Source organism: Actinophytocola gossypii (assembly GCF_025165815.1).
Classification (GTDB): Bacteria; Actinomycetota; Actinomycetes; order Mycobacteriales; family Pseudonocardiaceae; genus Actinophytocola; species Actinophytocola gossypii.
Genome location: NZ_JAFFZE010000009.1, coordinates 485,876 through 512,327, shown reverse-complemented (window position 1 = coordinate 512,327; position 26,452 = coordinate 485,876). Strand labels below are relative to the sequence as shown.

At 71.1% G+C, this 26,452-nt stretch carries 24 protein-coding genes; 8 read left to right on the top strand and 16 right to left on the bottom strand.

All coding sequences use genetic code 11. The features are described 5' to 3' along the window. Nucleotides 1-35: 35 nt before the first annotated feature. The 4 genes from JT362_RS10755 to JT362_RS10740 all read right to left on the bottom strand — a co-directional run bounded on the left by JT362_RS10755 (nucleotide 36) and on the right by JT362_RS10740 (nucleotide 2,704). Nucleotides 36-791, bottom strand: a complete 756-nt coding sequence (locus tag JT362_RS10755; RefSeq protein WP_260190943.1) for a class I SAM-dependent methyltransferase — start codon at nucleotides 789-791, stop codon at nucleotides 36-38. A gap of 111 nt (nucleotides 792-902) precedes the next feature. Beyond that, nucleotides 903-1,523 carry an L-threonylcarbamoyladenylate synthase gene (locus JT362_RS10750; RefSeq protein WP_260190942.1) on the bottom strand — a complete coding sequence of 207 codons (621 nt, stop codon included), beginning with the start codon at nucleotides 1,521-1,523 and terminating at the stop codon, nucleotides 903-905. A gap of 16 nt (nucleotides 1,524-1,539) precedes the next feature. Next, nucleotides 1,540-1,920 (bottom strand): DUF3037 domain-containing protein, encoded by a 381-nt coding sequence (locus tag JT362_RS10745; protein WP_260190941.1) that lies wholly within the window; start codon nucleotides 1,918-1,920, stop codon nucleotides 1,540-1,542. Continuing rightward, the gene (locus JT362_RS10740; protein WP_375546466.1) at nucleotides 1,904-2,704 is read right to left on the bottom strand and encodes a HipA family kinase; all 801 of its coding nucleotides are present in this window, start codon (nucleotides 2,702-2,704) and stop codon (nucleotides 1,904-1,906) included. The genes JT362_RS10745 and JT362_RS10740 overlap by 17 nt, the downstream gene beginning before the upstream one ends. Before the next feature lie 107 nt (nucleotides 2,705-2,811). On the opposite strand from JT362_RS10740, the gene JT362_RS10735 reads away from it, so the two are divergent. Beyond that, nucleotides 2,812-4,281 carry an MFS transporter gene (locus tag JT362_RS10735; protein WP_260190939.1) on the top strand — a complete coding sequence of 490 codons (1,470 nt, stop codon included), beginning with the start codon at nucleotides 2,812-2,814 and terminating at the stop codon, nucleotides 4,279-4,281. An 8-nt stretch (nucleotides 4,282-4,289) separates the two neighbouring features. Here JT362_RS10735 and JT362_RS10730 read toward each other — a convergent pair whose 3' ends face one another. Then, a complete protein-coding gene (locus JT362_RS10730) occupies nucleotides 4,290-5,036 on the bottom strand; it encodes a D-Ala-D-Ala carboxypeptidase family metallohydrolase (protein ID WP_260190938.1) in 747 nt (248 codons plus the stop codon). Nucleotides 5,037-5,162: 126 nt separating this feature from the next. Here JT362_RS10730 and JT362_RS10725 point away from each other — a divergent pair, with 126 nt between their 5' ends. Then, on the top strand, nucleotides 5,163-5,735 hold the full coding sequence (locus JT362_RS10725) for a TetR/AcrR family transcriptional regulator (RefSeq protein WP_260190937.1): 573 nt from the start codon (nucleotides 5,163-5,165) through the stop codon (nucleotides 5,733-5,735). On the opposite strand, the gene JT362_RS10720 is transcribed toward JT362_RS10725, so the two are convergent. Together JT362_RS10720 and JT362_RS10715 are read right to left on the bottom strand one after the other, a co-directional pair. After that, nucleotides 5,708-6,355 carry a response regulator transcription factor gene (locus JT362_RS10720; RefSeq protein WP_260191050.1) on the bottom strand — a complete coding sequence of 216 codons (648 nt, stop codon included), beginning with the start codon at nucleotides 6,353-6,355 and terminating at the stop codon, nucleotides 5,708-5,710. The genes JT362_RS10725 and JT362_RS10720 overlap by 28 nt on opposite strands. A 24-nt stretch (nucleotides 6,356-6,379) precedes the next feature. Then, nucleotides 6,380-7,564, bottom strand: a complete 1,185-nt coding sequence (locus JT362_RS10715) for a sensor histidine kinase (RefSeq protein ID WP_260190936.1) — start codon at nucleotides 7,562-7,564, stop codon at nucleotides 6,380-6,382. 167 nt (nucleotides 7,565-7,731) lie between these two features. Here JT362_RS10715 and JT362_RS10710 point away from each other — a divergent pair, with 167 nt between their 5' ends. Continuing rightward, nucleotides 7,732-8,334, top strand: coding sequence for an MmpS family transport accessory protein (locus tag JT362_RS10710; RefSeq protein WP_260190935.1), 603 nt, complete (start codon nucleotides 7,732-7,734; stop codon nucleotides 8,332-8,334). A 70-nt stretch (nucleotides 8,335-8,404) separates the two neighbouring features. Here the strand turns inward: JT362_RS10710 and JT362_RS10705 are convergent, their stop codons facing one another. The 5 genes from JT362_RS10705 to JT362_RS10685 form a co-directional block, all read right to left on the bottom strand. Continuing rightward, nucleotides 8,405-9,751 carry a glycoside hydrolase family 6 protein gene (locus tag JT362_RS10705; protein ID WP_311202687.1) on the bottom strand — a complete coding sequence of 449 codons (1,347 nt, stop codon included), beginning with the start codon at nucleotides 9,749-9,751 and terminating at the stop codon, nucleotides 8,405-8,407. A gap of 72 nt (nucleotides 9,752-9,823) precedes the next feature. Continuing rightward, nucleotides 9,824-11,212 carry an endo-1,4-beta-xylanase gene (locus JT362_RS10700; RefSeq protein WP_311202686.1) on the bottom strand — a complete coding sequence of 463 codons (1,389 nt, stop codon included), beginning with the start codon at nucleotides 11,210-11,212 and terminating at the stop codon, nucleotides 9,824-9,826. After that, complete coding sequence (locus tag JT362_RS10695; RefSeq protein ID WP_311202685.1) at nucleotides 11,196-13,511, bottom strand: WD40/YVTN/BNR-like repeat-containing protein; 2,316 nt, start codon at nucleotides 13,509-13,511, stop codon at nucleotides 11,196-11,198. The genes JT362_RS10700 and JT362_RS10695 overlap by 17 nt, the downstream gene beginning before the upstream one ends. 39 nt (nucleotides 13,512-13,550) lie before the next feature. Beyond that, entirely contained in the window at nucleotides 13,551-15,467 is a 1,917-nt protein-coding gene (locus JT362_RS10690) for a glycoside hydrolase family 9 protein (protein ID WP_260190934.1), read from the bottom strand. A 73-nt stretch (nucleotides 15,468-15,540) separates the two neighbouring features. Beyond that, nucleotides 15,541-17,565, bottom strand: a complete 2,025-nt coding sequence (locus JT362_RS10685; protein ID WP_260190933.1) for a glycoside hydrolase family 48 protein — start codon at nucleotides 17,563-17,565, stop codon at nucleotides 15,541-15,543. Between the two features lie 224 nt (nucleotides 17,566-17,789). Here JT362_RS10685 and JT362_RS10680 point away from each other — a divergent pair, with 224 nt between their 5' ends. After that, the gene (locus JT362_RS10680) at nucleotides 17,790-18,491 is read left to right on the top strand and encodes a lytic polysaccharide monooxygenase auxiliary activity family 9 protein (protein WP_260190932.1); all 702 of its coding nucleotides are present in this window, start codon (nucleotides 17,790-17,792) and stop codon (nucleotides 18,489-18,491) included. Between the two features lie 52 nt (nucleotides 18,492-18,543). Here the strand turns inward: JT362_RS10680 and JT362_RS10675 are convergent, their stop codons facing one another. Together JT362_RS10675 and JT362_RS10670 are read right to left on the bottom strand one after the other, a co-directional pair. Continuing rightward, nucleotides 18,544-19,125 (bottom strand): lytic polysaccharide monooxygenase auxiliary activity family 9 protein, encoded by a 582-nt coding sequence (locus tag JT362_RS10675; protein ID WP_260191048.1) that lies wholly within the window; start codon nucleotides 19,123-19,125, stop codon nucleotides 18,544-18,546. Between the two features lie 120 nt (nucleotides 19,126-19,245). After that, nucleotides 19,246-20,190: a glycoside hydrolase family 6 protein gene (locus JT362_RS10670; protein ID WP_260190931.1), complete on the bottom strand. Its 945-nt coding sequence runs from the start codon at nucleotides 20,188-20,190 to the stop codon at nucleotides 19,246-19,248. Between the two features lie 165 nt (nucleotides 20,191-20,355). Between JT362_RS10670 and JT362_RS10665 the strand changes: the two genes are divergently transcribed. The 3 genes from JT362_RS10665 (at nucleotide 20,356) to JT362_RS10655 (ending at nucleotide 23,312) form a co-directional block, all read left to right on the top strand. After that, a complete protein-coding gene (locus JT362_RS10665) occupies nucleotides 20,356-21,387 on the top strand; it encodes a LacI family DNA-binding transcriptional regulator (RefSeq protein WP_260190930.1) in 1,032 nt (343 codons plus the stop codon). 106 nt (nucleotides 21,388-21,493) lie between these two features. Then, nucleotides 21,494-22,489: a cellulase family glycosylhydrolase gene (locus JT362_RS10660; protein WP_260190929.1), complete on the top strand. Its 996-nt coding sequence runs from the start codon at nucleotides 21,494-21,496 to the stop codon at nucleotides 22,487-22,489. A gap of 10 nt (nucleotides 22,490-22,499) precedes the next feature. Continuing rightward, complete coding sequence (locus JT362_RS10655; protein WP_260190928.1) at nucleotides 22,500-23,312, top strand: SAM-dependent methyltransferase; 813 nt, start codon at nucleotides 22,500-22,502, stop codon at nucleotides 23,310-23,312. Here JT362_RS10655 and JT362_RS10650 read toward each other — a convergent pair. Then, a complete protein-coding gene (locus JT362_RS10650; protein ID WP_260190927.1) occupies nucleotides 23,309-25,150 on the bottom strand; it encodes a LamG-like jellyroll fold domain-containing protein in 1,842 nt (613 codons plus the stop codon). The genes JT362_RS10655 and JT362_RS10650 overlap by 4 nt on opposite strands. Nucleotides 25,151-25,265: 115 nt before the next feature. On the opposite strand from JT362_RS10650, the gene JT362_RS10645 reads away from it, so the two are divergent. Next, nucleotides 25,266-25,943 carry a hypothetical protein gene (locus tag JT362_RS10645; protein WP_260190926.1) on the top strand — a complete coding sequence of 226 codons (678 nt, stop codon included), beginning with the start codon at nucleotides 25,266-25,268 and terminating at the stop codon, nucleotides 25,941-25,943. Here the strand turns inward: JT362_RS10645 and JT362_RS10640 are convergent. Then, nucleotides 25,940-26,452, bottom strand: a complete 513-nt coding sequence (locus JT362_RS10640; protein ID WP_260190925.1) for a hypothetical protein — start codon at nucleotides 26,450-26,452, stop codon at nucleotides 25,940-25,942. The two genes, JT362_RS10645 and JT362_RS10640, sit on opposite strands and share 4 nt — an antisense overlap.

The window sequence follows — 26,452 nt, the reverse complement described above, 5'->3', positions numbered from 1 at the left end:
CGCGATGACCCGGTGACGCGATGACGGGGTCTCGGCTACACCCGACGCCCGAGCACGAACGCGAACCGGTCCGGGAACCTCAGCTCACCGGCCGGGTTGCGGGAGCGCATCTCGTCCAGGCCGGCGGCCAGCTCCTCGTCGTCGAACGTGGACAGCACCGACATCCACCGGCGGGCGACCAGGTGCGCGTAGTGCCCGGCGTCCACCTCGACGGTGTAGGTGTGGTGGTCGAGCGTCACGTCCAGCCCGGCGTCGCGCATCGAGTCCGCGATGAACTCCGGCTCCGGTTGGTGCTCGGCGAAGCGGTCCAGGGCCGCGGTGAACAACGGGTACTCCAGCCGAGGCGGCAGGGTGACCACCAGCAGCCGGCCGCCGGGGGCCAGCCGCTCGGCCAGGCCGCCGAGGGTCTTGGGGATCTCGGGGAAGTGGTGCACCGTCTCCTTGATCACGATCGCGTCCACCCGGTCGTAGGGCAGTTCCACCTCACCGGTGGCGACCGCCTCCGCCGACGCGCACACCGGGTGCAGGCGTGGATCGTCGGGCAGTTGCTCCAACATCAGTCGGGAGGGGTCGATGCACACGATCGGGTTGTCTCCGGTCACTCGCTCCATCAGCGACCGGAGGAACAGGCCGGTGCCGGCGCCGATGTCGGCGATCCGATGGGACGGTTGGATCCGGAGCTTGTCGAACACCAACTGGTTCATCCAGGCGACGTACTCGGGGCGGTGGCCCCAGGTGTCGTCGTAGTTCTCCGCCAAGCGCTCGTAGTGGTCAGCCGGGTCGTAGGACACCAGGGATCTCCTGCCAGTAGGGGCCACTGCGCGTAAATCGACGCTAGTGGCGGCCCGCGAGCAGGCCAGCAGAAGCATGACGTGTGTCACATCCGGTCGGGTGACCGGGAATCACTCGAAACGGGACAGATCACCCGCGCCGGCGCGGACGACCTCCAGCTCGTCGTCGGAGAAGTCGATGACGGTGGTCGGCTCGACACCGCAGTCGCCGGAGTCGATCACGGCGTCCACGACGTGGTCGAGCCGCTCCTTGATCTCCCAGCCCTGGGTCATCGGGTCCTCCTCGCCCGGCAGCAGCAGGGTGCTGGACAGCAGCGGCTCGCCGATCTCGGTGAGCAGCGCCTGGGTGACCACGTGGTCCGGGATCCGCACGCCGACGGTCTTCTTCTTCGGGTGCAGCAGCCGGCGCGGCACCTCCTTGGTGGCCGGCAGGATGAACGTGTAGCTGCCCGGCGTCGCCGCCTTGATCGCGCGGAACACCGTGTTCGACAGGTGCACGAGCTGTCCGAGCTGCGCGAAGTCACGGCAGACCAGGGTGAAGTGGTGCCGGTCGTCGAGCTGGCGGATCGCGCGGATGCGGTCGACGCCGTCCTTGTTGCCGGTCAGGCAGCCGAGCGCGAAGCAGGAGTCGGTCGGGTAGGCGATCAGCCCGCCGTCCCGCAGGATGTCCGCCACCTGCCCGATCGCGCGTCGCTGCGGATTCTCCGGGTGCACGTCGAAGTACCTCGCCACCCGCGAGAGCCTAGGCTCAGCCGGATCCGGTCCGGACGTGGGTGCCGAGCAGGCGGTTCAGCTCGGCCTCCGGGTCGTCGGTGAGGCCGGTGTGCGCGGGCGAGGTCTGCAGGATCGTGCTGCGCGGGGCGGTGAGCCAGCGGAACCGCTGCCCGGGTGTGCTGTCGGCCGTCGGCCCGACGCCGGCACCGGCCTCGCACCAGGAGCGCAGGGCGTCGGCCAGCGCGTCGAGGTCCAGGTCGGGGTCGAGCGCGCGCAGGCGGGCGGCGTCGACGTGGGTGCGGCAGCGCAGGTACCGCAGCGGCGCGCAGTAGACGATCACGCCGACGTTCATGAACTCGCCGCGCTCCTGCCGCGGCACCGCGCGCACCAGCGCGTACTCAAACACGTGCGGCACGGGTGTCCTCCAGTGCTCGCACCCACGCGTCGGCGCGCTCGACCCGGCGGGCGAAGAACGCACGGTAGGCGGCGCGGACGTCGGCGGGCGCGTCGAAGGCGGGGTCGGCGGCCAGGAACTCGTCGGGGACCAGGGTCAGGACCTCGTCGAGCGCGGGCAGGACCAGCGGGCGCAGCGCCCGGTCGGCCTCGACCACCGATCCGGCGGCGGGCAGCAGCACGTGGTCGGCCGCGTCGTACCGGTACTCGTCGGCCGGCTGCCAGCCGGGGCCCCAGCGGTGGTGGAAGTACAGCGAGGCGCCGTGGTCGATCAGCCAGACCTCCCGGTGCCACAGCAGCATGTTGGGGTTGCGCCAGCTGCGGTCGACGTTGAGCGTGAGGGTGTCCAGCCACAGCAGCCGGGCGGCGAGTTCGGCGCCGGGGTCGCGCACCCGCGGGTTGAAGTCGAACGAGCCGGGCAGGTAGTCGAAGCCGAGGTTGAGCCCACCGCTGGCGTCGAGCAGGTCCTGGATCTCCTCGTCCGGCTCGGCCTTGGCCAGCGCCGGGTCGAGGTCGACGAGCACGATCTCCGGCACCCGGAAGCCCAGCCGGCGGGCCAGCTCCCCGACCACGATCTCGGCCACGAGCGCCTTGATCCCCTGGCCGGCGCCGCGGAACTTGAGCACGTACATGCCGAGGTCGTCGGCCTCGACCAGGCCGGGCAGCGACCCGCCCTCACGGAACGGGGTCACGTACCGGGTGGCCGTGACCGTCCGGAGAGGGATGTTCTGATGCACGCGGGGCATCATGCCGCACCGGTTCCCGGCGGGCCTCCCGGTTTCCGGTCGTACCGCGGTTGGGTGTTGCTCACACTGGTTTGACCCGACGTGGTGAACACCTGTTTACTCATGCGGTGAACATCGGTTCACCGCCCGAGGCGGCTCGGTCCCGGCGGCTCATGGTCGTGCTCTGTGGCTGCGGCGTCACCGTGTCCCTGATGCACACGCTCGTCGGCCCGCTGCTGCCCGAGATCTCCCGGCTCATGCACCTCTCCCAGGACTCCGCGTCCTGGCTGCTGACCATCACCATGCTCGCCGGCGCCGTCTGCGCGCCGGTCTCCGGCCGGCTCGCCGACATGGTCGGCAAGCGGAAGATGCTGGTCTACTCGCTCGCCCTGATGACCGCGGGCTCGCTGCTCGGCGCGGTGAGCTGGTCGTTCTCGTCGCTGCTTGTCGCCCGCGCGCTGCAGGGCGCCGCGTTCGGGGTGCTGCCGCTGGGCATCAGCATCCTCAAGGACTCGCTGCCGGCCGACCGGGTGGTCGCCGGCACCGCCACGATGAGCTCGACCCTCGGTGTCGGCGGCGCGATCGGGATGCCGCTGTCCGGGGTGATCGCGCAGCTGCTGAACTGGCACGCGGTGTTCTGGGCGGCGACCGGGGTGTCGCTGGTGATGCTGGTCCTGGTGCTGGTGTTCGTGCCGGAGTCGACGGTGCGCTCCGGCGGCCGGTTCGACGTGCTCGGCTCGATCGGGCTCGCCACCGGGCTGGTGTGCCTGCTGCTCGCGGTGTCGCAGGGCTCGCGCTGGGGCTGGGCCAGTCCGGCGACGCTCGGGCTGCTCGCCGGTGCGGTGGTGGTGTTCGCGGTGTGGACGGTGCACCAGCTGCGGGTGCGCGCGCCGCTGGTGGACCTGCGCACGTCGGCCCGGCCGGTGGTGGCGTTGACCAACCTGGCCACCACGCTCGTCGGTGTCGGCATGTTCGCGAGCTTCATGCTGATCCCGCTGCAGTTGCAGGCGCCGGCCGCGACCGGGCACGGCTTCGGGGTGTCGGTGCTGGTGGCCGGGGTCTGCATGGTGCCGATGGGCCTGGGCATGCTGCTGTTCTCGCCGCTGTCGGCCCGGCTGTCCGCCCGGCGGGGTGCACACGTCACGCTGATGTGCGGGGCGCTGGTGATGGCGGTGAGCAACGTCTGCCTGGCGTTGCTGCCGGGGAGCCTGGTGCTGCTCGTGCCGCTGCTGCTGGTGCTGTCGGTCGGTACCGCGCTGTGCTTCTCCGCGATGCCGACGCTGATCATGGACTGGGTGCCGAACACCGAGACCGCGTCGGCGAACAGCCTGAACGCCCTGCTGCGCACGATCGGCACGAGCACCTGCGCGGCGCTCGGCGGCACGTTCCTCGCCGCGTTCACCACCACTGTCGACGGCAACCGGGTGGCGTCCTCGACCGGCTTCGTGCTCACCTACTGGATCGCCGCGGCCGCGTCGGTGGCCGCCGCGGTGCTGGCGTCCCTGGTCGCCGTCGCGATCCGCCGCGCCGGCCGCGACGCCGCCGCCGTCACCCGACTGGAGGACGACGGCGACGCCGAGGTTGGCCTGGTGGCCTGAGCGTCCGGCTAGATGGCCCAGTAGAAGCCGCCACCGCCGTAGGAGTACTCGGCGCGGCTGTCCACGTGGGTGAACGAGCTGTAGCGGATGATGCCGGAGAAGCCGGAGCTCTGGGCGTAGGAGATGGTCTGGCTCACCGAACGGCCGCTGATCACGATGTCGGCGGCGATGCCGTACATGTGCTGGCTGTTCGACGCCCCGCCCACGTTGCTGTTGTGGTTGATGCTGCGGAACCCGCTGTTGATGGTGATCGGCCGGTCGCCCGCCTTCTTGCGGACGGCCTCGAGCTTGTACATCAGCCGGCGGACGTTCTCCTTCACGGTGCTGGCGCCGACCTTGCCACCGCTGAACCCGGCGCCGTCCTTCGAGTGGAACTCGGAGAAGTTGAAGTGCGTCGTCGAACCGTCGGACTGCTCGAGGGCGTTGAGCGCGCGGTGCGTGGCCGGTCCGGCGATGCCGTCGGCGGCGAGGCCGTAGGCACGCTGGAAGCGGATCACCGCCGCCTTGGTGGCGGGACCGAACTGGCCGTCGACCGCGACGTAGGTCCGGGACGCGCCGTCCGCGGCCCACCCGGCGACGCGGATCTGCAGCTCACGCACGTCGGAGCCGCTCGATCCCTCGCTGAGCGTGCGGGTCCAGTTGTAGGCGTGTGCTTCCTGGGGTGCGGCGACCTGCGCCACGCCGAAGGTCAACAGCGCGGCGAACAGGACGACGAACGACCTGACGAGCCACGAACGGTTGGTTCGATGGGTCATGAGGGGTCCTTTCAGCAGGGTGTCGTCTGCCTGTGGCAAACCACCCAGAAGGTTAGTAACTTTCGTCCCATTCGGTCCACAGGTCCATTCGAGTACCGTCCCCGAAACCCAGTAGGCTCACCCGCCATGAGCAGCGCCGACGCGCCCGGCCAGACCAGGGACGCGATCCTGCGGGCGGCCAGGCGGCGCTTCGCCCAGCGGGCCTTCGCCGAGGTCGGGTTGCGGGACATCGCACTGGACTCCGGGGTGAGCGCCGCGCTGGTGGTGAAGTACTTCGGCACCAAGGAGAACCTGTTCGCCGAGGCGGTGTCGTTCGCCACCGAGGCGAGCGCGCTGCTGGACTGCGAGCTGGACCGGCTCGGCGAGCACCTGGTCCGCACGCTGCTCGACCTGCACGACCGCGCCAACTCCGACCCGTTCCTGCGCGCGGTGATCACCGCGTTCCGCCCGAACGGCGACGACTTCACCGCCTCGTTCCGGCACCACGTGGTCGAGCCACTCGCCGCGCGGCTGCCCGGACCGGACGCCCAGCTGCGCGCGGACCTGATCTGCGCGCAGCTGATCGGGCTCGGCGCGGTCCGGGTCGCGATCAACCTGCCCGGCGTGTCCGCGCTGACCGTCGACGAGTTGGTCGCCCGGTACGCGCCGGAACTGCAGCGGCTGGTCGACCCTCAGGCGGTGACCAGCCCCGCCTCGTAGGCGAAGATCGTCAGCTGCACCCGGTTCGCGGCGTCGGTCTTGGCGAAGGTGCGGGTGATGTGCGTCTTGACGGTGGCCTCGCTCAGGTAGAGGTCGGCGGCGATCTCCGCGTTCGACCTGCCCTGGGCCACGCGCAGCACCACCTCGCGCTCCCGGTCGCTGAGCGCGGCGAGCCTGGTCCTGGCCCGCTCGCGCCTCGGGTTGACCCTTGACTCGACGAAGTGGCCGATCAGCTGGGTGGTGGTCCTCGGCGAGAGCATCATCTCGCCGGCCGCCACCACCCGGACCCCGTCGATGATCTCCTGCGGCGAGCCCTCCTTGAGCAGGAATCCGCTTGCCCCGGCGGTCAGCGCGTCGAACACGTACTCGTCGAGGTCGTAGGTGGTCAGCACCAGGACCTTGGGCGGGCGGGGCAGCGCGTTGACCGCGGCGGTCGCGGCGAGGCCGCTCATCCGGCGCATCCGGATGTCCATCAGCACCACGTCCGGCGCGTGCGCGGCCACCTGACCGACCACCTCGTCCCCGTCGCCCGCCTCGCCGACCACGACGATGTCGGGCGCGCTGCCGAGGATCATCGACAGACCGGTGCGGACAAGTGGGTCGTCGTCGACCAGCAACACCCGGACCTGAGTCACCGGGGCATGTTAGTGAACCGCCCACGGCAGCCACGCGCGGACCGTGAAGGTCCCTCGGTCGGTCGGGCCGGCGCTGACCGTGCCGCCGAGCACCGACACCCGCTCCGACATGCCGGCCAGGCCGGTGCCGGAGCCGGGCGACGGCACGCGCTCGGCCGGGAGCGGGTTGGTGACCTCGACCGCGACGCCTGCGCCCGGCCCGCCGCGGACCACCAGGTCGGCCGGTGCGCCGGGTGCGTGCCGGAGCACGTTCGTCAGCGACTCCTGGACGATCCGGTACACGGCCGTGCCGAGCTGTGCGGGGGCCTCGCCAGCCTGGTCGAGCAGGATCGTGAGGTTGACCGGGACACCGGCCCGCCTGGTCCGCTCGACGAGGTCCGGGACCTCGGCCAGGGTCGGCGTCGGGCTGTCCGGCGAGTCGGCGGCGCGGCCGGGGAACTCGCTGCCCTCCCGGAGCACGCCGATCACCTGCCGGAGGTCGTCGAGCGACTGGCGGGCCGAGGTGCGCACGCTGCGCGCCGCCTCCCCCGCCTCCGGCGCGCTCACCTCGAGCGCGCCTGCCTGCAGGGACAGCAGCGACAGCCGATGGCCGAGCACGTCGTGCATCTCGTGCGCGATGCGGGAGCGCTCCTGGCGCCGCGCCACCTCCTCGCGCAGTGCGCGTTCCTCGCTCTCCCGGCTCGCCAGCTCCCGCCGGGTCCGTCGCACGATCCCCACGGCCAGCGGGGTTCCGGTCAGCACAACGGTGAGCACGAGCACGCCGACGACCTTGCCCGCGGTCGTGTCCGTGCCCATCAGCTGCCCGAGGATCCGCGCGTCCGGGTGCCGACCGGCGTCCCGCCACACGGCGAGCGCGGTGGCCGTGAACACCAGCCCGGTGCCCAGCCACACCAGCCAGTCCCGCCGGCTCGCCGCCAGCGCGGCGAGCGCCACCAGCGCGGCGAACGAGTCCGAGGCGAGCAACAGCGGGGCCACCAGGGCGATCCCGGTGACCAGCACCGGCCACCGGTGCCGCCAGCACAGCAGTACCGCGGCCGCGAGCCCGGCGAGCAGGCTGAGCCCGGACAGCCAGGTGGCGTCGATGCCCTCCTGCCCGGGCACGAACCCGGCCATGCCGAAGACGACGAGACTGCTCACCACGCTCATCGCGACGGCGAAGACGGTGGCCACCACCTGACGCACGGACCGGCCCATGAGGACACAGGTTACGGCCGGCGCGGAACCGCCCCATCACCCGTTGATCGCATCTCGCGGGCGACGTTGACGACTTTCGGATGAACGCCTCCACCTTCGCGAACGACGCGACCGGCGCCCACTCGCTGCTTGTATCCGCCGCACACCAAAAACGCGAAAGGATTCCAGTGAGCCAGACTCATTACGACCAGAACCCGCCCGCTCCCGCGCGGCAGCCGAGCAACGGGCTCGGCACCACCGGCTTCGTGCTCGGGCTGGTCGGTCTCGTCCTGTCCCCCATCCCCTTCATCGGGGTCGTCGCCTGGCCGCTGGTCGTGCTCGGCATCATCTTCTCGGCGATCGGTTTCGCCAGGACCCGCTCCGGCAGGGCCACCAACAAGGGCCTGTCCATCGCCGGCCTGGTGCTGTCGGTCGTCGGGCTCGGCGTGTGCCTCGTCTGGGTGTTCATCGTCAACGCCGCGGTCGAGGAGGTCGAGGAGGAGGCCAACCGCGAGGTCACCATCACCTACGAGGTGACCGGCGACGCCCCCGCGGTCGACGTCGACTACACCACCTACGGCGACGCCGTCTCCTCCGCGCAGGAGACCGGGGTTCCCCTGCCCTGGTCGAAGGAGGTGCGGACCGAGGGCCTGGTCAAGGGCGGCTCGCTGCTCGTCACCACCGGTGAGCAGGGCGGCTCGGCGACCTGCCGGGTCCTGGTGGACGGCAGGGAGGCCCAGACCGCCACCGCGTCCGGCCCGTTCGCCATGGCCGATTGCAGCGGCTTCTGAGCCAGGGCGAACAGCCCCCTGCCGGGGACGTGCGGCAGGGGGCTGTTCTGGTCAACTCATCGCGGTCACCTCACAGCGGGGGGTACGCGTTCCGGATCAGCTCGTCGAACTGCGCCTGGAACCAGTGGCCCGACAGCGGGGCGTCCGGCAGCGCACCGGACGGGTTGTGGCCGTTGCGCGGGTTGCCCTGGTACGCCGGGTCGCACATCTCGTCGAAGCCCTTGCCCTCGTCGTTCGGGATCTCCTCGCTGGAGCCGTCGGACTCACCCGGCGGCTTGACCCACACGTAGGCGTCGATGCCCTCCTCCGGGGAGGTCGTCGGGCGCTCGCCGATGCCGGCACCGGACTGGTTGCACCAGTTGCCGGTGTGGATGCGGCGGTCGATCCGGGACTCCTCGACGTAGGTGTCGCCGTCGGTCGACGAGCTCGGGCCGTCCGGACGGTCCGCACCGCCCCAGCCGTTGCGGGAGGTGTCGATCAGCATGCTGATCGGGCGCCCGAACCGCTGGGAGAACAGGTCGCCGTACGCCTTGGCGTAGGAGGCCTCGTCCACGTACCGGTTCCAGTCGACCCAGGACGAGGTTTCGCGGACCGCCCGGCCGCCGATCACGGTGTCGGCGTCGAAGTGCTCCTCGTGCAGCACCCCGTAGTTGGCCACGTTGGACACGAAGCCGTGCACGTCGTCCGGCGACGCGCCGTTGTTGTTCACCGTCTCGTTCATCACCAGGTCGGCGAACGGCTCGAAGTTGTCGTCCCAGCCGAGCCAGCCGTGGTGCCCGATGTCGATGTAGTTGTAGACGTTGGGCAGCGCGCCGAGCTGGCCGAGCGCGTAGCCGACGCCCTTCTGGTAGTTGCCGTTGGCCTTCATCGTGTTGCAGTTGTCGGTCTGCGTCTCACGCGGGGCCACGTTGGTGATCAGGTTCGGCAGCGAGTCGATCTCGATGACCGTCACGATCCGCAGGTCGGCGTACGCGGGGTCGTCGAGGATGTCGACGATCGGGTCGATGTACTCGCTCTCGTACCTGCCGATCGCGTCCGCCGGCAGCTCGCCGTTCGACGCCAGCGCGGCGCAGTCCCGGCCCGGCAGGTTGTAGATCACCAGCTGGAACAGGTCGGCGCCCTGGTCCACCGCGGTGTCCAGGTGCGCCTGCAGGCCGCGGGCGCCCTCGGTGCCGGTGATCGCGGCGATGCGGTCCATCCACACGAACGTCGGCTGGTCGGCGATCGCCGAGCCGCCGCCCTCGCGGGCCTTGGCCTGCCAGTCCGGGTTCACGTAGACCTGGGCACCCTCGTACGGGTTCTCCACGCGCTGCTGGATCGCGGTGTCCGCGCTCGCGGCGCCATCCTGCTCGGCGTTCGCGACGGAGCCGACGGTCAGCAGCCCCGCGGCGAGCGAGAACGCCGCGGTCGCGACCACCGCCCGGCCTGGACGCGATCGTGTCCGTCCGGTATGGACTTTCATTTCTCATTTCCTCCTTGGTGGGGGATTTCAACCGGCCAGCGCGTCGTGCAGCGCCTGGTATGCGGGTTTCGGTTGGTAGTTCTGGTCGTAGGGCAGGGCGGCGCCCTCACCGGGGAAGGTGTCCGGCACCCACGAGTGCTTGTCGGTGAAGCCCCAGACCGTGAGCTGGTCGCAGCGGGACACCGCGAGGCAGGCGTCGATGACGTTGCGGTAGTAGGTGGCCTGGGTGGCCAGCTCGTTGGCATCGGCCGGCGTCGACACCCGCACGTCCAGCTCGGTGATCTTCACGTCCACGCCGAGGTCGGCGAAGCGCTGGATGTTCTGCCGCAGGTCGTTCGGGAACCCGTACTGGATCGACAGGTGCCCCTGGATGCCGACGCAGTCGATCGGCACGCCCTGGCCGCGCAGGCGGCTGACCAGGTTGTACATCGCGGTGCTCTTGGCGTTGATGCCCTCGACGTTGTAGTCGTTGATGCACAGCTCGGCGTTCGGGTCGGCGGCGCGGGCGGCGCGGAACGCGTCCGCGATGTAGCTCTCGCCGAGCCGCTGGTACCAGAACGAGTCGCGCATCCCGCCGTTCTCGTTGAACACCTCGTTGACCACGTCCCAGCTCGGGATGCGGCCGGCGTAACGACCGACGACGGTGTCGATGTGGTTGCGCATCGCGGTGCGCATGGCGTTCGCGTCGAGGTTCTGCACCCAGCCCGGTGTCTGGTTGTGCCACACGAGCGTGTGGCCGTGCACGGTCTGACCGTTGGCCTCGGCGAAGTCCATGATCTGGTCGGCGCCGGAGAAGTTGAACTGCCCCTGCTGCGGCTCGGTGGCGTCCCACTTCATCGCGTTCTCCGCGGTGACCACGTTGAACTCGCTGCCGGCGATGTCCCGGTAGCTGGCCTCGCCGGACAGCGGGCCGGTGGCCAGCGCGGTGCCGATCAGGAAGCCGCGGGCCTCGGCGTGGTCGCGCAGGGTGCCGGACGGGTCGGGGTCCGGATCGGGGTCTGGTCCCGGGTCGGTGTCGCCGCACTCGACGCCGTTGACGGTGAACGAGGCCGGCGCGGCGGTGCCGCCGGTGGCGTTGAAGCCGAGCTCGGTGGACTGGCCGGTGCCCAGCGAGCGGTTCCAGGTCAGGTTGGTGGCCGAGACCTGCTGGCCGCTCTGGCTCCAGGTCGCGTTCCAGGAGCTGGTGATCCGCTGGTCGCCGGGGAACGCGAACTCGAGCGTCCAGCCGTCGACCGGGTCGCCGGTGTTGGTCACGGTGAGGTTCGCGGTGAACCCGCCGCCCCATCCGTTCGTCCGGTAGTCGACCGAGCAGCCCGGCGCGGCCGACGCGGAGCCGGCGCCCGCCACCACGATTCCGGAGGCCATCGCCAGCACGGCCGTGGCGGCGGACATCCGGTGTCTACTGAGGAGTTTCATGCAGGGGTTCCTTCTCTTCCCGGTGTTGACTTCCCGCCACATCCGTGTAGAGGACGCCCCGGCCGTTGGTCCCCAGGTAGACCCGGCCGTAGATCCTCGGGTCGCCGGTGAGCGCCTCTCCCATGTTTCCGAACTGGTGCTGGTCGTCGTTGATCCGCGACCAGCTCGCGCCGCCGTCGTCGGACTGGAACACGCCCGTGGTTCCGCCGATCGTGGCGACGGTGTAGAGCGCCGGGTAGCTCTCGCCCGGTGCGGCCCGGCCGAAGCCGACGTTGACCGCGTCCTCCACAGTGGACAGCCGGGTGAAGGTCGCGCCGGCGTCGGTGGAGTGGTACAGGCCGGTGTCGCCGGCGAGCCAGACGTCGCCCTCGACGCCCGGCAGCGCCTTGAACCTGGCGCTGTCGGGCAGGCCGGTGGCGCCGGTGTCGCGGAACGTCACGCCGCCGTCGGTGCTGACGTGGAACCGGCCGCCGGCGAACCCGTAGAACACGCTCGGGTTCACCCGGTCGGACTCGACGATCGCGCCGGCCGGCAGGCCCTGGGCGGGGGTCCAGGTGTTGCCGAACCCGACCGAGTAGTGCACGGGCTGCCCGGCCGGGGCCCAGACGAACCGGCTGCCGTCGGCCGAGGCGGCGACCGTGCCGCCCTCGTCGATGCCCTCCGGTTCGGTCCCCTGGAACCAGTTCGCGCCGCCGTCGGTGGAGAAGGCCACGTGGCTGTCGTTCGGCCGGTCGGCGTCGGCGAAGTTCCCGGCCCGCACCATGACACCCGGGTTCAGCTCGGCGTAGTCGAGACTGGTCGTGCTGGTGAAGACCGGGCCGGTGAAGATCGTCTCGGGGACGGTGTCCAGGTCGTCGTGCCGGAACCCGCCGACGTCGCCGAGCGCGGAGACCAGCGGCGCCCCGGACGGCGGGCTGACCAGGTCGAGTACCGCGGTCTCCTCGAGCCCGCCGACCATCGGCCGGATCGTGATGCGCTCGCCGGCGTCCCACGCGGTCAGGTTCGTGGTGCCGTAGACGGTCGCGCCGGTGCCGTACATCATCCGGTCCGGGTCGTGCGGGTCGATCTCCAGCGACTCGGTCATCCAGCCGAGCTTGGGCGTGCTCTCCGGCGGCTGCGGGTTCGCACCGAAGTCGAGCCACGGCACGGCGGAGATGTCCTGGGTGTAGCGCAGGGTCCGGTTGGGATAGTCGGCCCAGTCCCAGATCCGGGTCCAGGTGGCGCCGAAGTCGGTGCTGCGGAAGAAGACGACGTCCGGCCACCAGGAGATCTGGGTGGCGACCATGAGCGTGCCCGGGTTCTGCCGGTCTACGGTCAGGCCGCTGTACCCGAAGTACGCGTCGGCGCTGTCGGAGGGCACCGGGCTGATCCGGGTCCACTCGCCGGTGGCGGTGGCGTAGCGCCACACGTCGCCCTTGCCGCCGTCGTAGGGGCCGCCGGTGTCGCTGGTGGCGATGTACAGATACCCGTCGGCCAGCACGCCCTTGTGCGCCATGAACCCGGTGGGCTGGCCGGTGATCCGCTCCCAGGTGGTGCCGCCGTCGGTGCTGCGGTAGACGGTGTTCCGCAGGTCCGCGACACCGACGTAGATGTCCTGGGTCTGGCTGCCCGGGGAGCCGCTGGTGGGGTCGAAGGTGACCCAGACGACGCCGGGCCGGTGGGAGAGATAGCCGGTGGGGTCGTTCGGGTCCTGCGCCCAGTTACCCGGGTTGGGGAAGCTGTCCACTTCGGACCAGGTGACACCGTGGTCGGTGCTGCGCCACAGCCCGTTGCCGTCCGGCGCGCCGAGGTACACGATCCGGTTGTCGTTCGGGTCGACGACGAGCCGCTCCCCCATGCCCCGGCCCGGCATGTTGCCGCCGAGCTTGAACGGCAGCGGGGACACGTCCCAGGTCTCGCCCCGGTCGGCGGAGCGCAGGATCGCGCCGTTGTTCGGGTCCCAGTCGTTGGTGTACATGCCGGCCGCGACGTACACCCGGTCCGGGTCGACCGGGTCACTGGCGAGGCTGACCACGCCGTTGTAGCCCCAGTTGTCCCAGCCGACCCAGTCCAGGAGCGGGATCCACCGCTCGGTGTCCGGGTTCCAGCGGTAGGCGCCGCCGATGTCGGTGCGCGCGTAGATCAGGTCCGGCTCGGTGCGGTTGAACACGATGCCCGGCACGAACCCGCCACCGGCGATCTCGACGTTGCGCCAGGTGTGGGTCTGGGCGGCCGGCTCCACCGGGGCGGCACCGGCCTGGGGCGCCACGAGCAGCGCGCCGGCGATCGCCGCGACGGCGAGCAGGGTTATCGACCTCATGATCTGCCACTTCCTTGTGGGATCGGGATCGGGTTGGTCTCAGGCGGGCTCGGTACCCCAGATCGGCGTGTCGCCGGAGTGGAGGGTCATGTGCTCGACGGTGACCGGGGTGCCGCCGGGGGTGGTCTCGACGCCCTGGTAGGACCAGTCGTTGGTCGGGTCCCAGGCGCCGGAGCTGGTGATCCGGAACTGGATCTCCCGGCGGTGCTCGGACTGGCCGGCCGGGCTGATCTCCTGGCCGGAGCAGTCGACGGTCACGTAGTGGACGGCCCCGGCGTGCTGGGTCGGCCCCGTCGGCGGTGAGCACTGGTTGTAGTGGTCGGTGAGCGTGAGCTGGTCGGGCGTGGTGCCCTCGTCGAGGGTGAAGTAGTAGCGGAACGAGCCGTCGTCGAGCACCCGGGCGGGCCAGGCGGAGCGGTTGACCACGTAGGTCTTGATCTCGGTGTAGTTCGCGCCGGTGGAGTTGACCGCGGCCTGCAGGTAGACCTCGGGCCCGTCGGGTTGTTCGGCGGCCGGGAAGTCGGCGAGGGGCTCACCGCCGTACTCGGCGTACATGCGGGCGAGGGCACCGGTGAAGGCGGCGTTGTAGTCGGTGGCGACCTCGTTCATCACGTAGTCGCCCCGGTCGTCGACGTAGTGGTCGTCCGGTTGCGGCGGGCCGCCGACGAGCGCGCCGTAGAGCACGTGCCGGTTGTCCTCCGGGGACTGGATGCTGTTGGACCACGAGCCGTGCGCGGTGCGGTGGTGCGGGTTGCGCGGCGGGTTCTCGCCGAACCCGACCACGTACGACGAGCCGCGTGGGTTGTCGCCGAGCATGTAGTCGATCTGGCCGACGGCGAAGTCGTGGTAGCGCTGCGCGCGTTCCGCGTCGGTGGTCCAGTCGGCGTAGACGAACGCGGCGAACGCGGTGTTGGCGGCGTAGCGCAGGGAGCCCCAGCGGTCGAGTACGGCCTGGCCGCCCGGCGAGTACGGCACGCGCTGGCCGTCGACGCCGACGGTCCAGTAGTCCAGCCAGCGGTTCGCGTCGGCGACGTACCGCTGGTCGCCGGTGAGCATGGCGAGCAGCACGTAGGCGCCGTAGGACTTGTCGTCCCAGGCGATCGTCCACTTGTACGAGCGGTGGCCGGTGGCGGGGTCGGTGCTCAGGTTGTCGTACTCGGCCTCGGCCTTGGCCAGGTAGTCGGCGTCGCCGGTGGCGCGGTGCAGCCAGGCGGCGCCCCACACCAGCTCGTCGACGTAGCCGCTCCAGGAGTTGTAGTAGTTGGCGGCGTCGGTGATGCAGTCGGTGTACTCGCCGCGCACGGTGTCGGCGAAGGTGTAGAGCTGGCGGGCGTGGGTGACGAGGGTGTCGGCGTAGCCGGGGTCGGTCGGGCGGAACACGATCGAGGACGCGGCGAGCGCGGCGGCGGTCTCCCCGGCGAGGTCGGAGCCGCCGCAGGAGGCGTCGATGCGGTAGGCGGGGCGGTCCATCGGCATGGCCTCGGCGGGGCCCCACCAGGCGTGGTCGGTGCCGCCGTTGCCGACCTGGCCGTAGAGGACGTTCGGCTCGGGGTGGGCCTTGAGGAAGTAGTCGGTGACCCAGCGGAGGTTGTTCGCCAGCTCGTCGAGCTGGCCTGCGGCGGCGTAGGCGTCGCGGTACTCGACCGCGCCCCAGGCGAGCATGGTGGCCGAGGAGGCCATCGGGAAGCCGAACTTCACGTGGTCACCGGCGTCGTACCAGCCGCCGGTGAGGTCCAGGCCGGCTTCGGCGCCGTCGGCGAGGCCGGAGTCGCCGCGCCAGCCGACCCGGTTCCACGCCGGCAGGTCGCCGGACTGCTGGGCCTCGTAGAACCACAGGGACTTCTGCAGCGCCTCGCCGTAGGCGAACCCGGCCGGTTGTGCGGGGGCGGTGGCCGGCAGTGCGACGGCGGCGGTCGCGGCGAGCGAGACCGTGGCGAGGATGGTGCGAAGGCGCATCCCGAGGTCCTTCCTGGGGTGGAACTCGGGTGGGGCCGGCGGCGAGGGTACTTTCCCGGCCCCACCCGAGGTATCAGGGGAAGAGCAGCCCGTAGTCGGCCATCGCCATCGCGATGTCCGCCTGCGCCCAGAACCGGTGGTACCGGAACGTCGGCGCCGGGCCGGTGCCGTTCACGTAGGCCTCGACCTGCGGCCAGTTCGGGTCGTCGGTGTACCAGGACCGGATCGAGGTGAACGTGGAGCCGTTCTCGATCTGGTCGCCGTTGGGCATGGTGCCGGTCCAGCCCTCCGGCACGTAGACCTCGTCGCCGAAGCGGCTGTAGTCCGCGCGGGTCTCCTCGACCGAGATGCCGATGTCGTCGCTGTTGGCCCACATGGCGTCGAGCAGGTCGCCGGCCATCTGCTGGGCGGCGGTGTCACCGGACTCGGCCGCGTAGTACATGAGGGTCCTGGCCAGCGCCGCGGTCACCCCCAGGTCCTGGTTGTGCGCGGTGACGGTGACGTGCAGGCCGGAGTTGTCGCCCGGGTCGTCCGGGTTCCAGGTGTCCGGCTGGCCCTCCCAGCCGAGTTCGGCCGGGACCTGCCAGGTGCCAGCTGAGGCGTCGACGGTGGTGTTGTCCATCGCCCAGGCCACCCACTTGTCCAGCAGCGCCTTGGCGTCGGCGTTGCCGGTCTGGTGGTACAGCTCGGCGATCCGCTGCATGGACCACGTCTGCATGCCGAACCACCGGTTGCTCGGCGGGTCGTGGTACACCGGCTGCCAGTCGTAGTACATGCCGTAGAAGGTCGAGTGGCCGGCCGGCGGCTGCTCGTAGCGGCCCTTCCAGCTGTTGGTCGCGCCGCCGGCGATGGCGCCCTCGGCGGACTGCAGCCAGCGGTAGAACTCCAGTTGCCGGTCGAGGCTGTTCTCCCAGTCGCCCACCGCGGTCGGCGACTCCGGCTGCAGGGCGTCCTCGTTGGACAGCACCCAGGCGGCCATCGGGTTCTGGTAGCCGAAGTGCGACGAGCTGGAGCCGATCCGCCAGGCCCAGCCGCCGTCCGCGCCGCCGCCCCAGGCGTAGTACCAGGACATCAGGTAGTGCGCGCTGTCCTTGCCGGTGCCGCCGGGGCAGCTGTCCGGGCCGACGCAGTCGCCGATCTGCTTGAAGTACTTGTCGTACATCGCGTAGCGCAGGTAGTCGCCCATCTTCGCGGCCTTGGCGACCGTGTCGGAGATCTGCGACTCGTTGCCCTGCTCGCGGGCCCAGGTCAGCGCCCAGTAGGCGGCCTGGACGGCGCGGGCGTCGGCGTCCGGCGCGTTGGTGTAGCGCCACTGCTGGGCGTACTGCTGGTCACCGACGAACAGGTCGACGTAGCCGTTCTCGCCGCCGTGCGCGAACGTGTCGCAGGACGGGTGCGGCACGGTCTCCCAGGTCGACTCCTCCGGACCGCGCTGGAAGGTGTTGATGTAGGCCGGGCTGGACGTGCCGTCGCCGCAGTTGCCGTAGCCGTAGCGGTTGTCCACGTCGAGCAGCCAGTGCATGCCGTAGATGTCGTCGGTGCCGTAGGTGTTGGACAGCTCGTCGGCGATCGGGTCCTGGCCGACCGGCACGTCGAAGTCCAGCTGGCTCGGGTAGTCCTCCGGGGTGTCGTGCTCGGGGGCGTAGGTCGCCGGGTCGTTCGGGTTGTACCCGGAGTTGCCTGGCTGCTCGTCGGCGGAGGGGATGATGTGCTCCTCCATCGACGCCCAGGCCTCGTTGAACGGGCCCCAATCGCCGGTGACCCGGCCGTACTGGGCCTCCAGCCAGATCCAGTAGCTGAACGCCTCCGAGGTCGTGACGTGCCCGTAGTCGGGCGCCTCGACGATCAGGGTCTCCACCGAGTGGTACGGGACCGGCAGGTCGTGGTCGCTGAAGTAGCCGTTCGCCGGGTCCTTGAGCTTGTCGTAGAGCTCGAGGAACCGGTCCACGGACTGGGCGTCCATGCCCGGTACCGCGAGCGCCGTCTCGGCCGGCCGGGGCTCGGTGTCCGGCACCGCCGCCACCGGCGCGACGAGTGCCACCGAGCTGAGCGCCGCCAGGACTGGGAGCGCTCCCAAATAGAGTCGTCGTCGTCTCATCCGTTGCTCCAAGCAGGTGTCGCAGTGAGGATGCAGGGCATGGGAGTCTGGGAGCGCTCCCACAAGGGGTACACAAATTGTTAGCAGTTGATCACAGTAGGTGTCAACGTCTGGAGGCGGATCCAGCTGCTCGTCCGGCACCGGAGCGGGCGGCTATTGACACCCGGCGGTAGGCTCAGAGGTTGGGAGCGCTCCCACATTGAACTCCAACGAAGGAGGGCGATGTGAGGACCAGACGCAGAGCCGGCCGCCGAGCCGATCGCCGGGTCGGCCGCCGCACGACGGTGCTCGGCGCGATCACCACGCTCGCGGCGACCCTGCTGGTGGTGGTGCCGGCGCCGACCGCGTCGGCACACGGCGGGTTGACCTTCCCGGCCACCCGCACCTACGCCTGCTACGTCAACGGCCTCGAAGGTGGCAACGGCGGCGACCTGAACCCGACCAACCCGGCCTGCCAGGCCGCGATCGCCCAGGGCGGCAAGCAGCCGCTGTGGGACTGGTTCGGCAACCTGCTGCCCAGCATCGGCGACCAGTGGCGGAGCCTGCCGGACGGGTCGCTGTGCGGGCCGTCGGACAAGTACGCGGCCTACCGGCTGGCGCGCACCGACTGGCCGACCACCGAGGTACGGGCCGGCGCCAACGTCACCATCCGGTACAACGCGTGGGCGCAGCACCCCGGCACCTGGTACCAGTTCATCACCAAGGACGGCTGGAACCCGAACGAGCCGCTCGGCTGGGACGACCTCGAGCCGTGGCACGAGGTGACCGACCCGCCGGTGAACGGCACCGGCCCGCACGGCCCGGAGTACACCTGGCCGGCGACCATGCCGAACAAGACCGGCCGGCACATCGTCTACTCGGTGTGGGAGCGCTCGGACAGCCCCGAGGGCTTCTTCAACTGCTCCGACGTGGTGTTCACCAACTGATCCGGCACCGGAGGGCCGGCCGCGGCGCGTGCCGCGGCCGGCCCTTCCCGTGCTACTCGAAGATGACATCGCTGCAGAAGTAGTACGACTGGTCCATGTGGCTGGCCTGCCAGATGGTGTAGACGATGTGGCGGCCGGTCCGCGAGCCGGCGTCGACCTGGATCGACGTGTTGCTCCGCGGCGGGGTTTCGCCGACCTCCGCCACCAGCTCCAGGTCCGACCAGCCGAGCGGCTCGGTGAGCGGGTCGAAGCCCTGCCTGGTGAGGTACACCCGGTAGTAGTCGGCGCCGTGCAGGGCCTGGTCGAGGACGTTGACGGTGAAGTTCGTCGGCTTCTCCACCGCCTGCCACTCGCCGACCGCGTCCATCGCGGCGTAGCGGCCGTTCTGGGTGCGGCCGGCACTGCACAGCTGGCCGTCCGGAACCGCGCCCTGGTGGTCGCCACCCGCGTTGTCGATGTACAGGCCGTTCCAGTTCCACATGGCGTTCGGGTCGGCCTGCCAGGCCTGCCAGCACATCGGGTCCTCGGTTGCCATGTCGGGGTTCTGGAAGTCGTCGCCCCAGCGTTCCCAGCAGCCGTAGTTCCGGGACGGCGGGTCGGTGGTCGAGCCGTGCGCGGCGGCGGAGCCGGGCATGCCGAGCAGGAGCAGCGCGGCGGCCGACACGACGGCCGCGGCGCGAGTTCGAACGGACACGTCACTCTCCTGACGTCGTTGTCATGTGGTGGTGCCTGGTCGGGGTGGGTCGGCCTCCCGTCACGACGTGGCGAGTTGGTGGGCGCGGTCGGGCACGAACTGCCCGGCCGGGGCGATGCAGCCGTCCGCCTCGCCGGGCAGCTTCACCCAGAGGAAGGCGGCGATCGCCGAGTCGCCGGTCTCGGTGGTGCTCGGCGTGCCGATCGCGCGGCCGGGCGGGTCGCACCACTCGTCGCCGGCCGGGCCGTTGCCGTTGCGGCTGGTGTCGATGACCGCGCGCAGGCCGCCGACGCCGAGGTCGGCCAGCACCGCCTTGGCGAAGGCGACCTCGTCGGCGGTGTGCCGGTAGTTGGACACGTTGGTCGCGATGCCGTCCGCGCTGTTCGCGATGTCCGCGGCGCGCAGCCGGGCGGCGGCCTCGCCAGGGTCGAGCCATGCCGAGTGCCCGATGTCGAAGAACACCTCGGCCTGAGCGGAGCCCGCCTTGAGCGCCTTGCCCGCGTAGGCCATGGACGCCGAGGTCTCGGCCTGCTCGGCGGGGCTCTGGCAGTTGGACATGATCGGCAGCACGTCCGGTTCGAGCACGATGTAGGCGGGGCGGCCGGCGAGACCGGCGGCCACCTCGTCCACCCAGGCCCGGTAGGCCTGGTGCGACGGCGCGCCGCCGCCGCTCGCCCCGCCGCAGTCGCGGTTGGGGATGTTGTAGACGACCATGATCGGGATCTTGCCGGCGGCCGAGGCCGCGCCGACGAACGAGTCCACCTCGGACCGAACGGTGCCGGTGTTGGTCGTGGTGAACCAGCGCGCCTGGGGCACGGTGGTGATCCGGTCGCGGATCACCGCGGCGCGCGAGTCGTTCGGGTTGGCGGCGACCCAGCGCGCACCGCTGGTCTCGGGGTCCACATAGAACACCGAGTCCGCCGGTTCGGCGGCGGCACCGGGCACGCCGGGGGCGAACACCGTCGCGCACGCGCAGACGGCGACGAACCATTTCCTGAACTCCATCCATACCTCCGGGCAAAAAGGACGAAAGGTTGGATGGGAGCGTTCCCAAATCGCTGCCTCAGTGTGCCGCGTTCATCACATCGAGTCAAGGAACACGTGGCCTGGGAGGGCTCCCAGTAGTATCGGGAGCAGGCGTCGGGGTACCGGAGCGCGGGAGAGTTCAGCATGGCGGGCAAGGGTCGGTCCCGGGCGAGCGGGCGCCCCACACTGGAGCAGGTGGCGGTCGAGGCGAACGTGTCGCGGGGCACGGCCTCGCGGGTGGTGAACGGTTCGCTCGAGGTGAGCCCGTACGCGCTCAAGGCCGTCCGGGACGCGATCCGCAAGCTCGGCTACGTGCCCAACCAGGCGGCCCGCAGCCTGGTCACCCAGCGCAGCGACACGGTGCTGCTGGTGGTGTCCGAGTCCGAGGACCGGGTGTTCGGCGAGCCGTTCTTCGCGAGCATCGTGCGTGGGCTGAGCCAGGAGCTGTCCAGCACTCCCCTGCAGCTCAACCTGATGATGGCGAGCACCGCGCGGCAACACGACCGGGTCGAGCAGCTGGTGCGCAACGGGCACGTCGACGGCGTCATGCTGATCTCCCTGCACGGCGACGACCCGTTGCCGCAGAACCTGCTCGCCGCCGGTGCGCCGGTCGCGCTGATCGGCCGCCCGGTCGCCGACGGAGGCGCGGTGCCCTACGTCGACGCGGACAACGAGTCCGGCGCGCGGGCCGCCACCGAGTACCTCTACCAGCAGGGCAGGCGCCGGATCGCGACGATCACCGGCCCGAGGGACATGGCCGCGGGGCTGGACCGGCTGAGCGGGTACCGCGCCGCCCTGCGCGGCAAGCGGGGCGTGACGCGGCTGGTGGCGCGGGGCGACTTCGGTCAGGCGAGCGGTGAGTCCGCGATGCGTGAGCTGCTGGCGAAGGACCCGAAGCTGGACGCGGTGTTCGCGGCCAGCGACCCGATGGCGGCCGGAGCGCTGCGCGCGCTGTGGGCGGCCGGCCGACGGGTGCCCGACGACGTGGCCGTGATCGGCTTCGACGACTCCGAGCTGGCCAGGAACACCAACCCGCTGCTGACCAGTGTCAGCCAGCCGACCCAGCGGATGGGCCGCAAGCTCGCCGAGCTGTTGATCACCCAGCTCCGCGATCCGGACGCGAAGCTGGCCCCGGTGATCCTGCCGACCGAGCTGGTCCGGCGCGAATCCGCCTGAGTCGAGAAAAACCGGACTTCCCCGACAGCGCGTGTCGCGCTATGGTCGAGGCTGGGAGCGCTCCCAAATCGCCAACAATGAAGTTTCGCGCGGGAATGAGGAGCGAATGAAGAAGGCCCTGACCATCGCGGTGGCCGTGCTGGCCGCCCTGTGCTCCCCCTCGACGGCCGGTGCGGATACCGGCACTGGAAGCGAACGCGCGCAAGGTTTCCACATCAGCGACGGCCGGCTCGTCGAGGCGAACGGCAACGACTTCGTCATGCGTGGCGTCAACCACGCCCACACCTGGTTCCGGGGTGAGACGGGCGCCTTCGCCGACATCAAGGCGCTCGGCGCGAACACCGTCCGGGTGGTCCTGTCGTCGGGTCACCAGTGGACCGAGAACACCGTCGACGACGTGGCGAACGTGGTGTCGCTGTGCAAGGCGAACCGGCTGGTCTGCGTGCTCGAAGTGCACGACACCACCGGGTACGGCGAGCAGAGCGCCGCGGTCTCGCTCGCCGAGGCGGTGGACTACTGGCTGCGGGTCCGTGCCGCGCTCGTCGGCCAGGAGCGCTACGTGCTGGTGAACATCGGCAACGAGCCGTTCGGCAACACCAACTACACCGAGTGGACCCAGGACACGATCGACGCGATCGGCCGGCTGCGGGCCGGCGGGTTCGAGCACACCCTGGTGGTGGACGCGCCGAACTGGGGCCAGGACTGGTCGTTCACCATGCGGGACAACGCCGCCGCGGTGTTCGCCGCGGACCCGGCGCGGAACACGATGTTCTCCGTGCACATGTACGGCGTGTTCGACACCGCGGCGGAGATCACGAACTACCTCGACACGTTCGTCGCCGCCCGGCTGCCGATCATGGTCGGCGAGTTCGGGCACAACCACTCCGACGGCAACCCCGACGAGGACACCATCCTCGCGGCGACCCGAGCCAGCGGGCTGGGCTACCTCGGCTGGTCGTGGAGCGGGAACGGCGGCGGCGTCGAGTACCTGGACATGGTGACCGGCTTCGACCCGGACGCGCTGACGTCCTGGGGCCTGCGGATCTTCCACGGCCGGGACGGCATCCGGGAGACCGCACGCGAGGCCACCGTGTACTCGTAGAGTTGACGGCATGAACCCCCTCCCCCCGACCGACGTTCGGCAGCTCGACCTGGAGAAGCCCAACGCGGCCCGCATGTACGACTACCACCTCGGCGGCGCGCACAACTTCGAGGCGGACCGGGTGCTGGCCGCGCGGGTCGAGCAGGTGGCGCCGTGGGTCAGGTACGTCGCCCGGATCAACCGGTCCTGGCTGCGCCGCGCGGTCACATACCTGATGGGGCAGGGGATCCGGCAGTACCTCGACCTCGGTTCCGGCATCCCGACCGCGGGCAACGTGCACGAGATCGTGCAGCGCATCGACCCCGCGACCCGGGTGGTGTACGTCGACTACGAGTCGGTCGCGGTGCACCACAGCCACGAACTGCTCAAGGACGACCCGAACACCACCGTGGTGTGGGCCGACGTGCGCGACCCGCGCTCGGTGCTCGAGCACCCGGAGACCACCCGGATGCTCGACTTCACCCAGCCGGTCGGGGTACTGGTCGCCGGGCTGCTGTTGTTCATCGGCGACGAGTACGACCCGGCCGGCCTGGTGCGGGCCTACCGCGAGGCCTGCACCGGCGGTGGCTACCTGGCCATCTCCACGATGAGCCGGGACGAGGCCGACCAGGAGACCGCCGAGCAGCTCGCCGGCCTGCTCCACCTCTACGAGAGCGCGGACGAGCAGGTGTACCCGCGCGACCGGGCCACCATCGAGAGCTGGTTCGCCGGCACCGAGCTCGTCGAGCCGGGCCTGGTGCTGCTCGACGCGTGGCGGCCGGAGGGGAAGCCGTCCGACTCCCCCGCCCGGCTGCTCGGCTACGGCGGGGTCGGCCGGTTCTAGCGCACGGCGGTGAGGAACTGGTCGGGGCGCAGTGCCCTGGCCACGATCCTCGTGTCGCCGATCCAGCCGTAGAAGCCCTGCCCGTACCGCTCGGCGGACTGGGTGCCGCCGATGGCGAACGGCTTGCCCATCGTGGTGATGCCGCGGGACTCCTCGGCGGCGTTGCGGGCGATCCGGGAGCCGTCGACGTGGACCACGGTGTGCCGGCCGTCGTTGACGATGGCGATGTGCGTCCACCGGCCGACCGGGAGCGCGTGGCTCCACGACGTCGGGTCGGCGTCGACGGGCACCGGGTAGACCACGAACTGCAGGAACCGCTCGCCCGACAGGTTGAGGCTGCACGTCACCTCGTCGTCGGACCAGCCGCTGTGCTTGCCGGCGTCGCCGGCGCGGCCCTCCCAGCTGAGGATGCCCATCCAGGCGTGGTCGCCCTGGAACGGCTCCGGCAGCTTGATGAACGTCTCGATGGTGTACCCGGACCAGAACTTCATGTCGTTGATCGGGGCGTTCTGGCCGGTGCGCAGCACGGCGCCGCGGTCGGGTGCCTTGCCGCCGTCGAAGCGCAGGCTCGCGTGCGCGGGCTGCGCGTCGTGGTGCTCGGCCGACCAGGTGAGCACCTCGGGCGCGCTGTCGTGCAGGCGCTGGGCGGTCAGGTCGTTGCCGTTGCCGGTGAGGTCGCGGGCCACCGCGCCGGCCGGTACCGGGCTGCCGTCGGGGACCTGGTCCAGCCCGGCGCGGTCGAAGCGCCAGTACGCGACGGTGCCGCGGGGCATGACGGCGGCCGGGGGGCGCGGCGCGGGCAGCGCGGGCGGGGCGAACCCGGCGAACCGGGTGTCGAAGTCGATCTCGACGCTGAACCGGTCGACGTCGCCGGTGAGCTCGAGGTGCTCGGCCTCCAGCGGGGTGGGGTGCCGCTTGGCCATCAGCCACGGCGAGTACGTCGACACGTCGATCACGCCGCGAACCAGGTCGAACGCGTACCGCCGGATCATGCCGGCGCCGCCGTAGTAGCGGTCCTGGTAGTTGACGATGTGCAGGTGCACGGTGTTGCCGTGGTCGTTGGTCAGCGTCGTGCGCCCGGGTGGCCAGTAGTGCCCGCCGAGCGCGAGGAAGATCTGGTCGTTGCCGCGGATCAGCCGGTCCCACAGCAGCTGGCCGTGGTCGGACAGGTGCGCCGCGCCGGAGTCCTCGCCCCACACCACGTCGTGGGTGGTCAGGATCGTCGGCAGTGTCGGGTTGCGGTCGAGCACGCCCTGGGCCCAGGCGATGCCGCGGTCGGACACCCGCCAGTCCAGCGCGAGCACCAGCCACTTCCGGCCGCCGGCGTGGAAGCGGTGGTAGCTGTGGTAGCCGTCCGGCGACGAGCCGCCGTAGGTGTTCGAGCGGGCGAACCGGTGCGGGCCGAACGTGCGCAGGTAGGGGCTGTCGCCGCGCTGGTCGTCGCCGCCGGGGATGTCGTGGTTGCCGGCGAGCACGCTGTACGGGAGCCGGCGGTCGACGGTGTCGTAGACCCGGTCGGCGATGCGCATCTCGGCCTCGGTGCCGTGCTCGGTGATGTCGCCGAGCTGGGCCAGGAACACGATGTTGTCCTGCCGGCGCTCGTCCACGAGGTGACGCAGGGCCGCGCGCACCGGCTCGGGGTCCGAGCCGCCCTCGTCGATCAGGTACTGGGTGTCCGGCAGCACGGCGACGGTGAACCGGGGGTCGTCCGGGTCGCCGGGTCGGCCGTGCCGGCCGGTCGCCTCGGCGGTGCCCGAGGTGGCGGTGGCGGCGACGACCGGGGTGGCGACGGCGGCCGCGAGGAGGGAACGGCGGGAGAGATCAGGGGAGTCGGTCACGGGCGACAGCCTCACCCGCGCGGCTGGCGCGCCGGTGACAAGGGGCGGAACGTTGCCCGAAATCCCGCTCGCTACGCTCGACGCTCCCCCGCCGCCGCACCCTGGGAGGCACGCGATGTCGGAGCTGGCCCCGGTCGCGTTCGTGCTGGTGTTCGTCGCGATCGTCGGGCTCGCGGCCTGGATGCTGGTCCGCACGGCCCGGCGCAACCGGGCGGCGCGGGACCCCGCGGCCGGGCGTGACCTGGCGCGGGTCGCCGCCGCCCGCGGTTGGCGCTACACGCCGGTGGACGAGGAGTTCCCGCGCCGCTACGACGGCTACCCGTTCTCCCGTGGGGGGCCGGCACTGGACCTGGTCACCGGGTCGCACCGGGGACGCGAGTTCGCGTGCTTCCAGTACTCGCCGCCGAGGGCGCTGGCACCGGGCGAGTCCTCGGCGGAGATCGACTACCTGCGGGTGTTCGCGGTCGAGTTGCCCGCGCCGGTGCCCTCGGCGCTGGTCACCCCGGCGGGCGCGGCGCCGCGCTGGACCCGCCGGTACACCACGGGTGACGAGGAGTTCGACCGGGCGTTCGCGGTCGGCACCGAGGACGAGCCGTTCGCCGGCCGGGTGCTCACCCAGCCGGTCCGGCAACGCCTGCTGGCCGACCCGCCGGCCGGACCGCTGCGGTTCGGCGACCGGTCCCTGCTGACCTGGCGCCCGGACCGGGGCGGGTTCGACCCGCACGAGGTCGTACCCGCCCTGGACCGGCTCTGCGACCTGGTCGAGCAGCTCCCGCCGGACGCGCTGCGCTAGGAGCGGCCCGCCTCGGCCTCGGCGGGGCGGACGGTGCGCACGAACTCCTGGAAGTCCCCGATCACCGCGTCCAGCTGCTCGGCGGTGCAGGTGAGCACGAGTTCGAGCACGACCCGCTTGGTGGGGTCGTCGACGTCGGTCATCGACACCAGTACCTGGGTCTGGACCAGCGGCAGCGCCTCGCCGCGGACCGTGGCCAGGATGTCGAGGGCCTGGGTCAGGCCGGGTGCTTCCGGCGAGCCGAGCTCGGTACGGGAGCGGACGTGCACGGTGCCGGCGTTCTGCTCGAGCCGGCGCACCGACTCGTCGGCGAGCGCGAGCATCGTCAGCGCCGGGTCGCGGACCTGGCCGGCGATGGTGATGTTCGCGGTGAAGCCGCCCTCGGTGGCGCAGCTGGCCGGGTGCAGCGCGACGAAGGCGACGCCGGGCGCGCCGACCTCGTCCGGCGGTGCCGCCTGCCAGCCGTCCGGCAGGCGGAACTCGATGCGTACGGGTAGCTGGGTGGCCAT

What these genes read in the sequence shown, in the direction of transcription:
- JT362_RS10725 (WP_260190937.1), top strand. Translation starts at nt 5,163, where the DNA reads ATGAGCAGCGCCGACGCGCCCGGCCAGACCAGGGACGCGATCCTGCGG.
- JT362_RS10695 (WP_311202685.1), bottom strand. Translation starts at nt 13,511, where the DNA reads ATGAGGTCGATAACCCTGCTCGCCGTCGCGGCGATCGCCGGCGCGCTG.
- JT362_RS10660 (WP_260190929.1), top strand. Translation starts at nt 21,494, where the DNA reads ATGAAGAAGGCCCTGACCATCGCGGTGGCCGTGCTGGCCGCCCTGTGC.
- JT362_RS10715 (WP_260190936.1), bottom strand. Translation starts at nt 7,564, where the DNA reads ATGGGCCGGTCCGTGCGTCAGGTGGTGGCCACCGTCTTCGCCGTCGCG.
- JT362_RS10690 (WP_260190934.1), bottom strand. Translation starts at nt 15,467, where the DNA reads ATGCGCCTTCGCACCATCCTCGCCACGGTCTCGCTCGCCGCGACCGCC.
- JT362_RS10730 (WP_260190938.1), bottom strand. Translation starts at nt 5,036, where the DNA reads ATGACCCATCGAACCAACCGTTCGTGGCTCGTCAGGTCGTTCGTCGTC.
- JT362_RS10685 (WP_260190933.1), bottom strand. Translation starts at nt 17,565, where the DNA reads ATGAGACGACGACGACTCTATTTGGGAGCGCTCCCAGTCCTGGCGGCG.
- JT362_RS10640 (WP_260190925.1), bottom strand. Translation starts at nt 26,452, where the DNA reads ATGGCCACCCAGCTACCCGTACGCATCGAGTTCCGCCTGCCGGACGGC.
- JT362_RS10740 (WP_375546466.1), bottom strand. Translation starts at nt 2,704, where the DNA reads ATGCCCCGCGTGCATCAGAACATCCCTCTCCGGACGGTCACGGCCACC.
- JT362_RS10665 (WP_260190930.1), top strand. Translation starts at nt 20,356, where the DNA reads ATGGCGGGCAAGGGTCGGTCCCGGGCGAGCGGGCGCCCCACACTGGAG.
- JT362_RS10670 (WP_260190931.1), bottom strand. Translation starts at nt 20,190, where the DNA reads ATGGAGTTCAGGAAATGGTTCGTCGCCGTCTGCGCGTGCGCGACGGTG.
- JT362_RS10645 (WP_260190926.1), top strand. Translation starts at nt 25,266, where the DNA reads ATGTCGGAGCTGGCCCCGGTCGCGTTCGTGCTGGTGTTCGTCGCGATC.
- JT362_RS10655 (WP_260190928.1), top strand. Translation starts at nt 22,500, where the DNA reads ATGAACCCCCTCCCCCCGACCGACGTTCGGCAGCTCGACCTGGAGAAG.
- JT362_RS10700 (WP_311202686.1), bottom strand. Translation starts at nt 11,212, where the DNA reads ATGAAACTCCTCAGTAGACACCGGATGTCCGCCGCCACGGCCGTGCTG.
- JT362_RS10675 (WP_260191048.1), bottom strand. Translation starts at nt 19,125, where the DNA reads ATGCCCGGCTCCGCCGCCGCGCACGGCTCGACCACCGACCCGCCGTCC.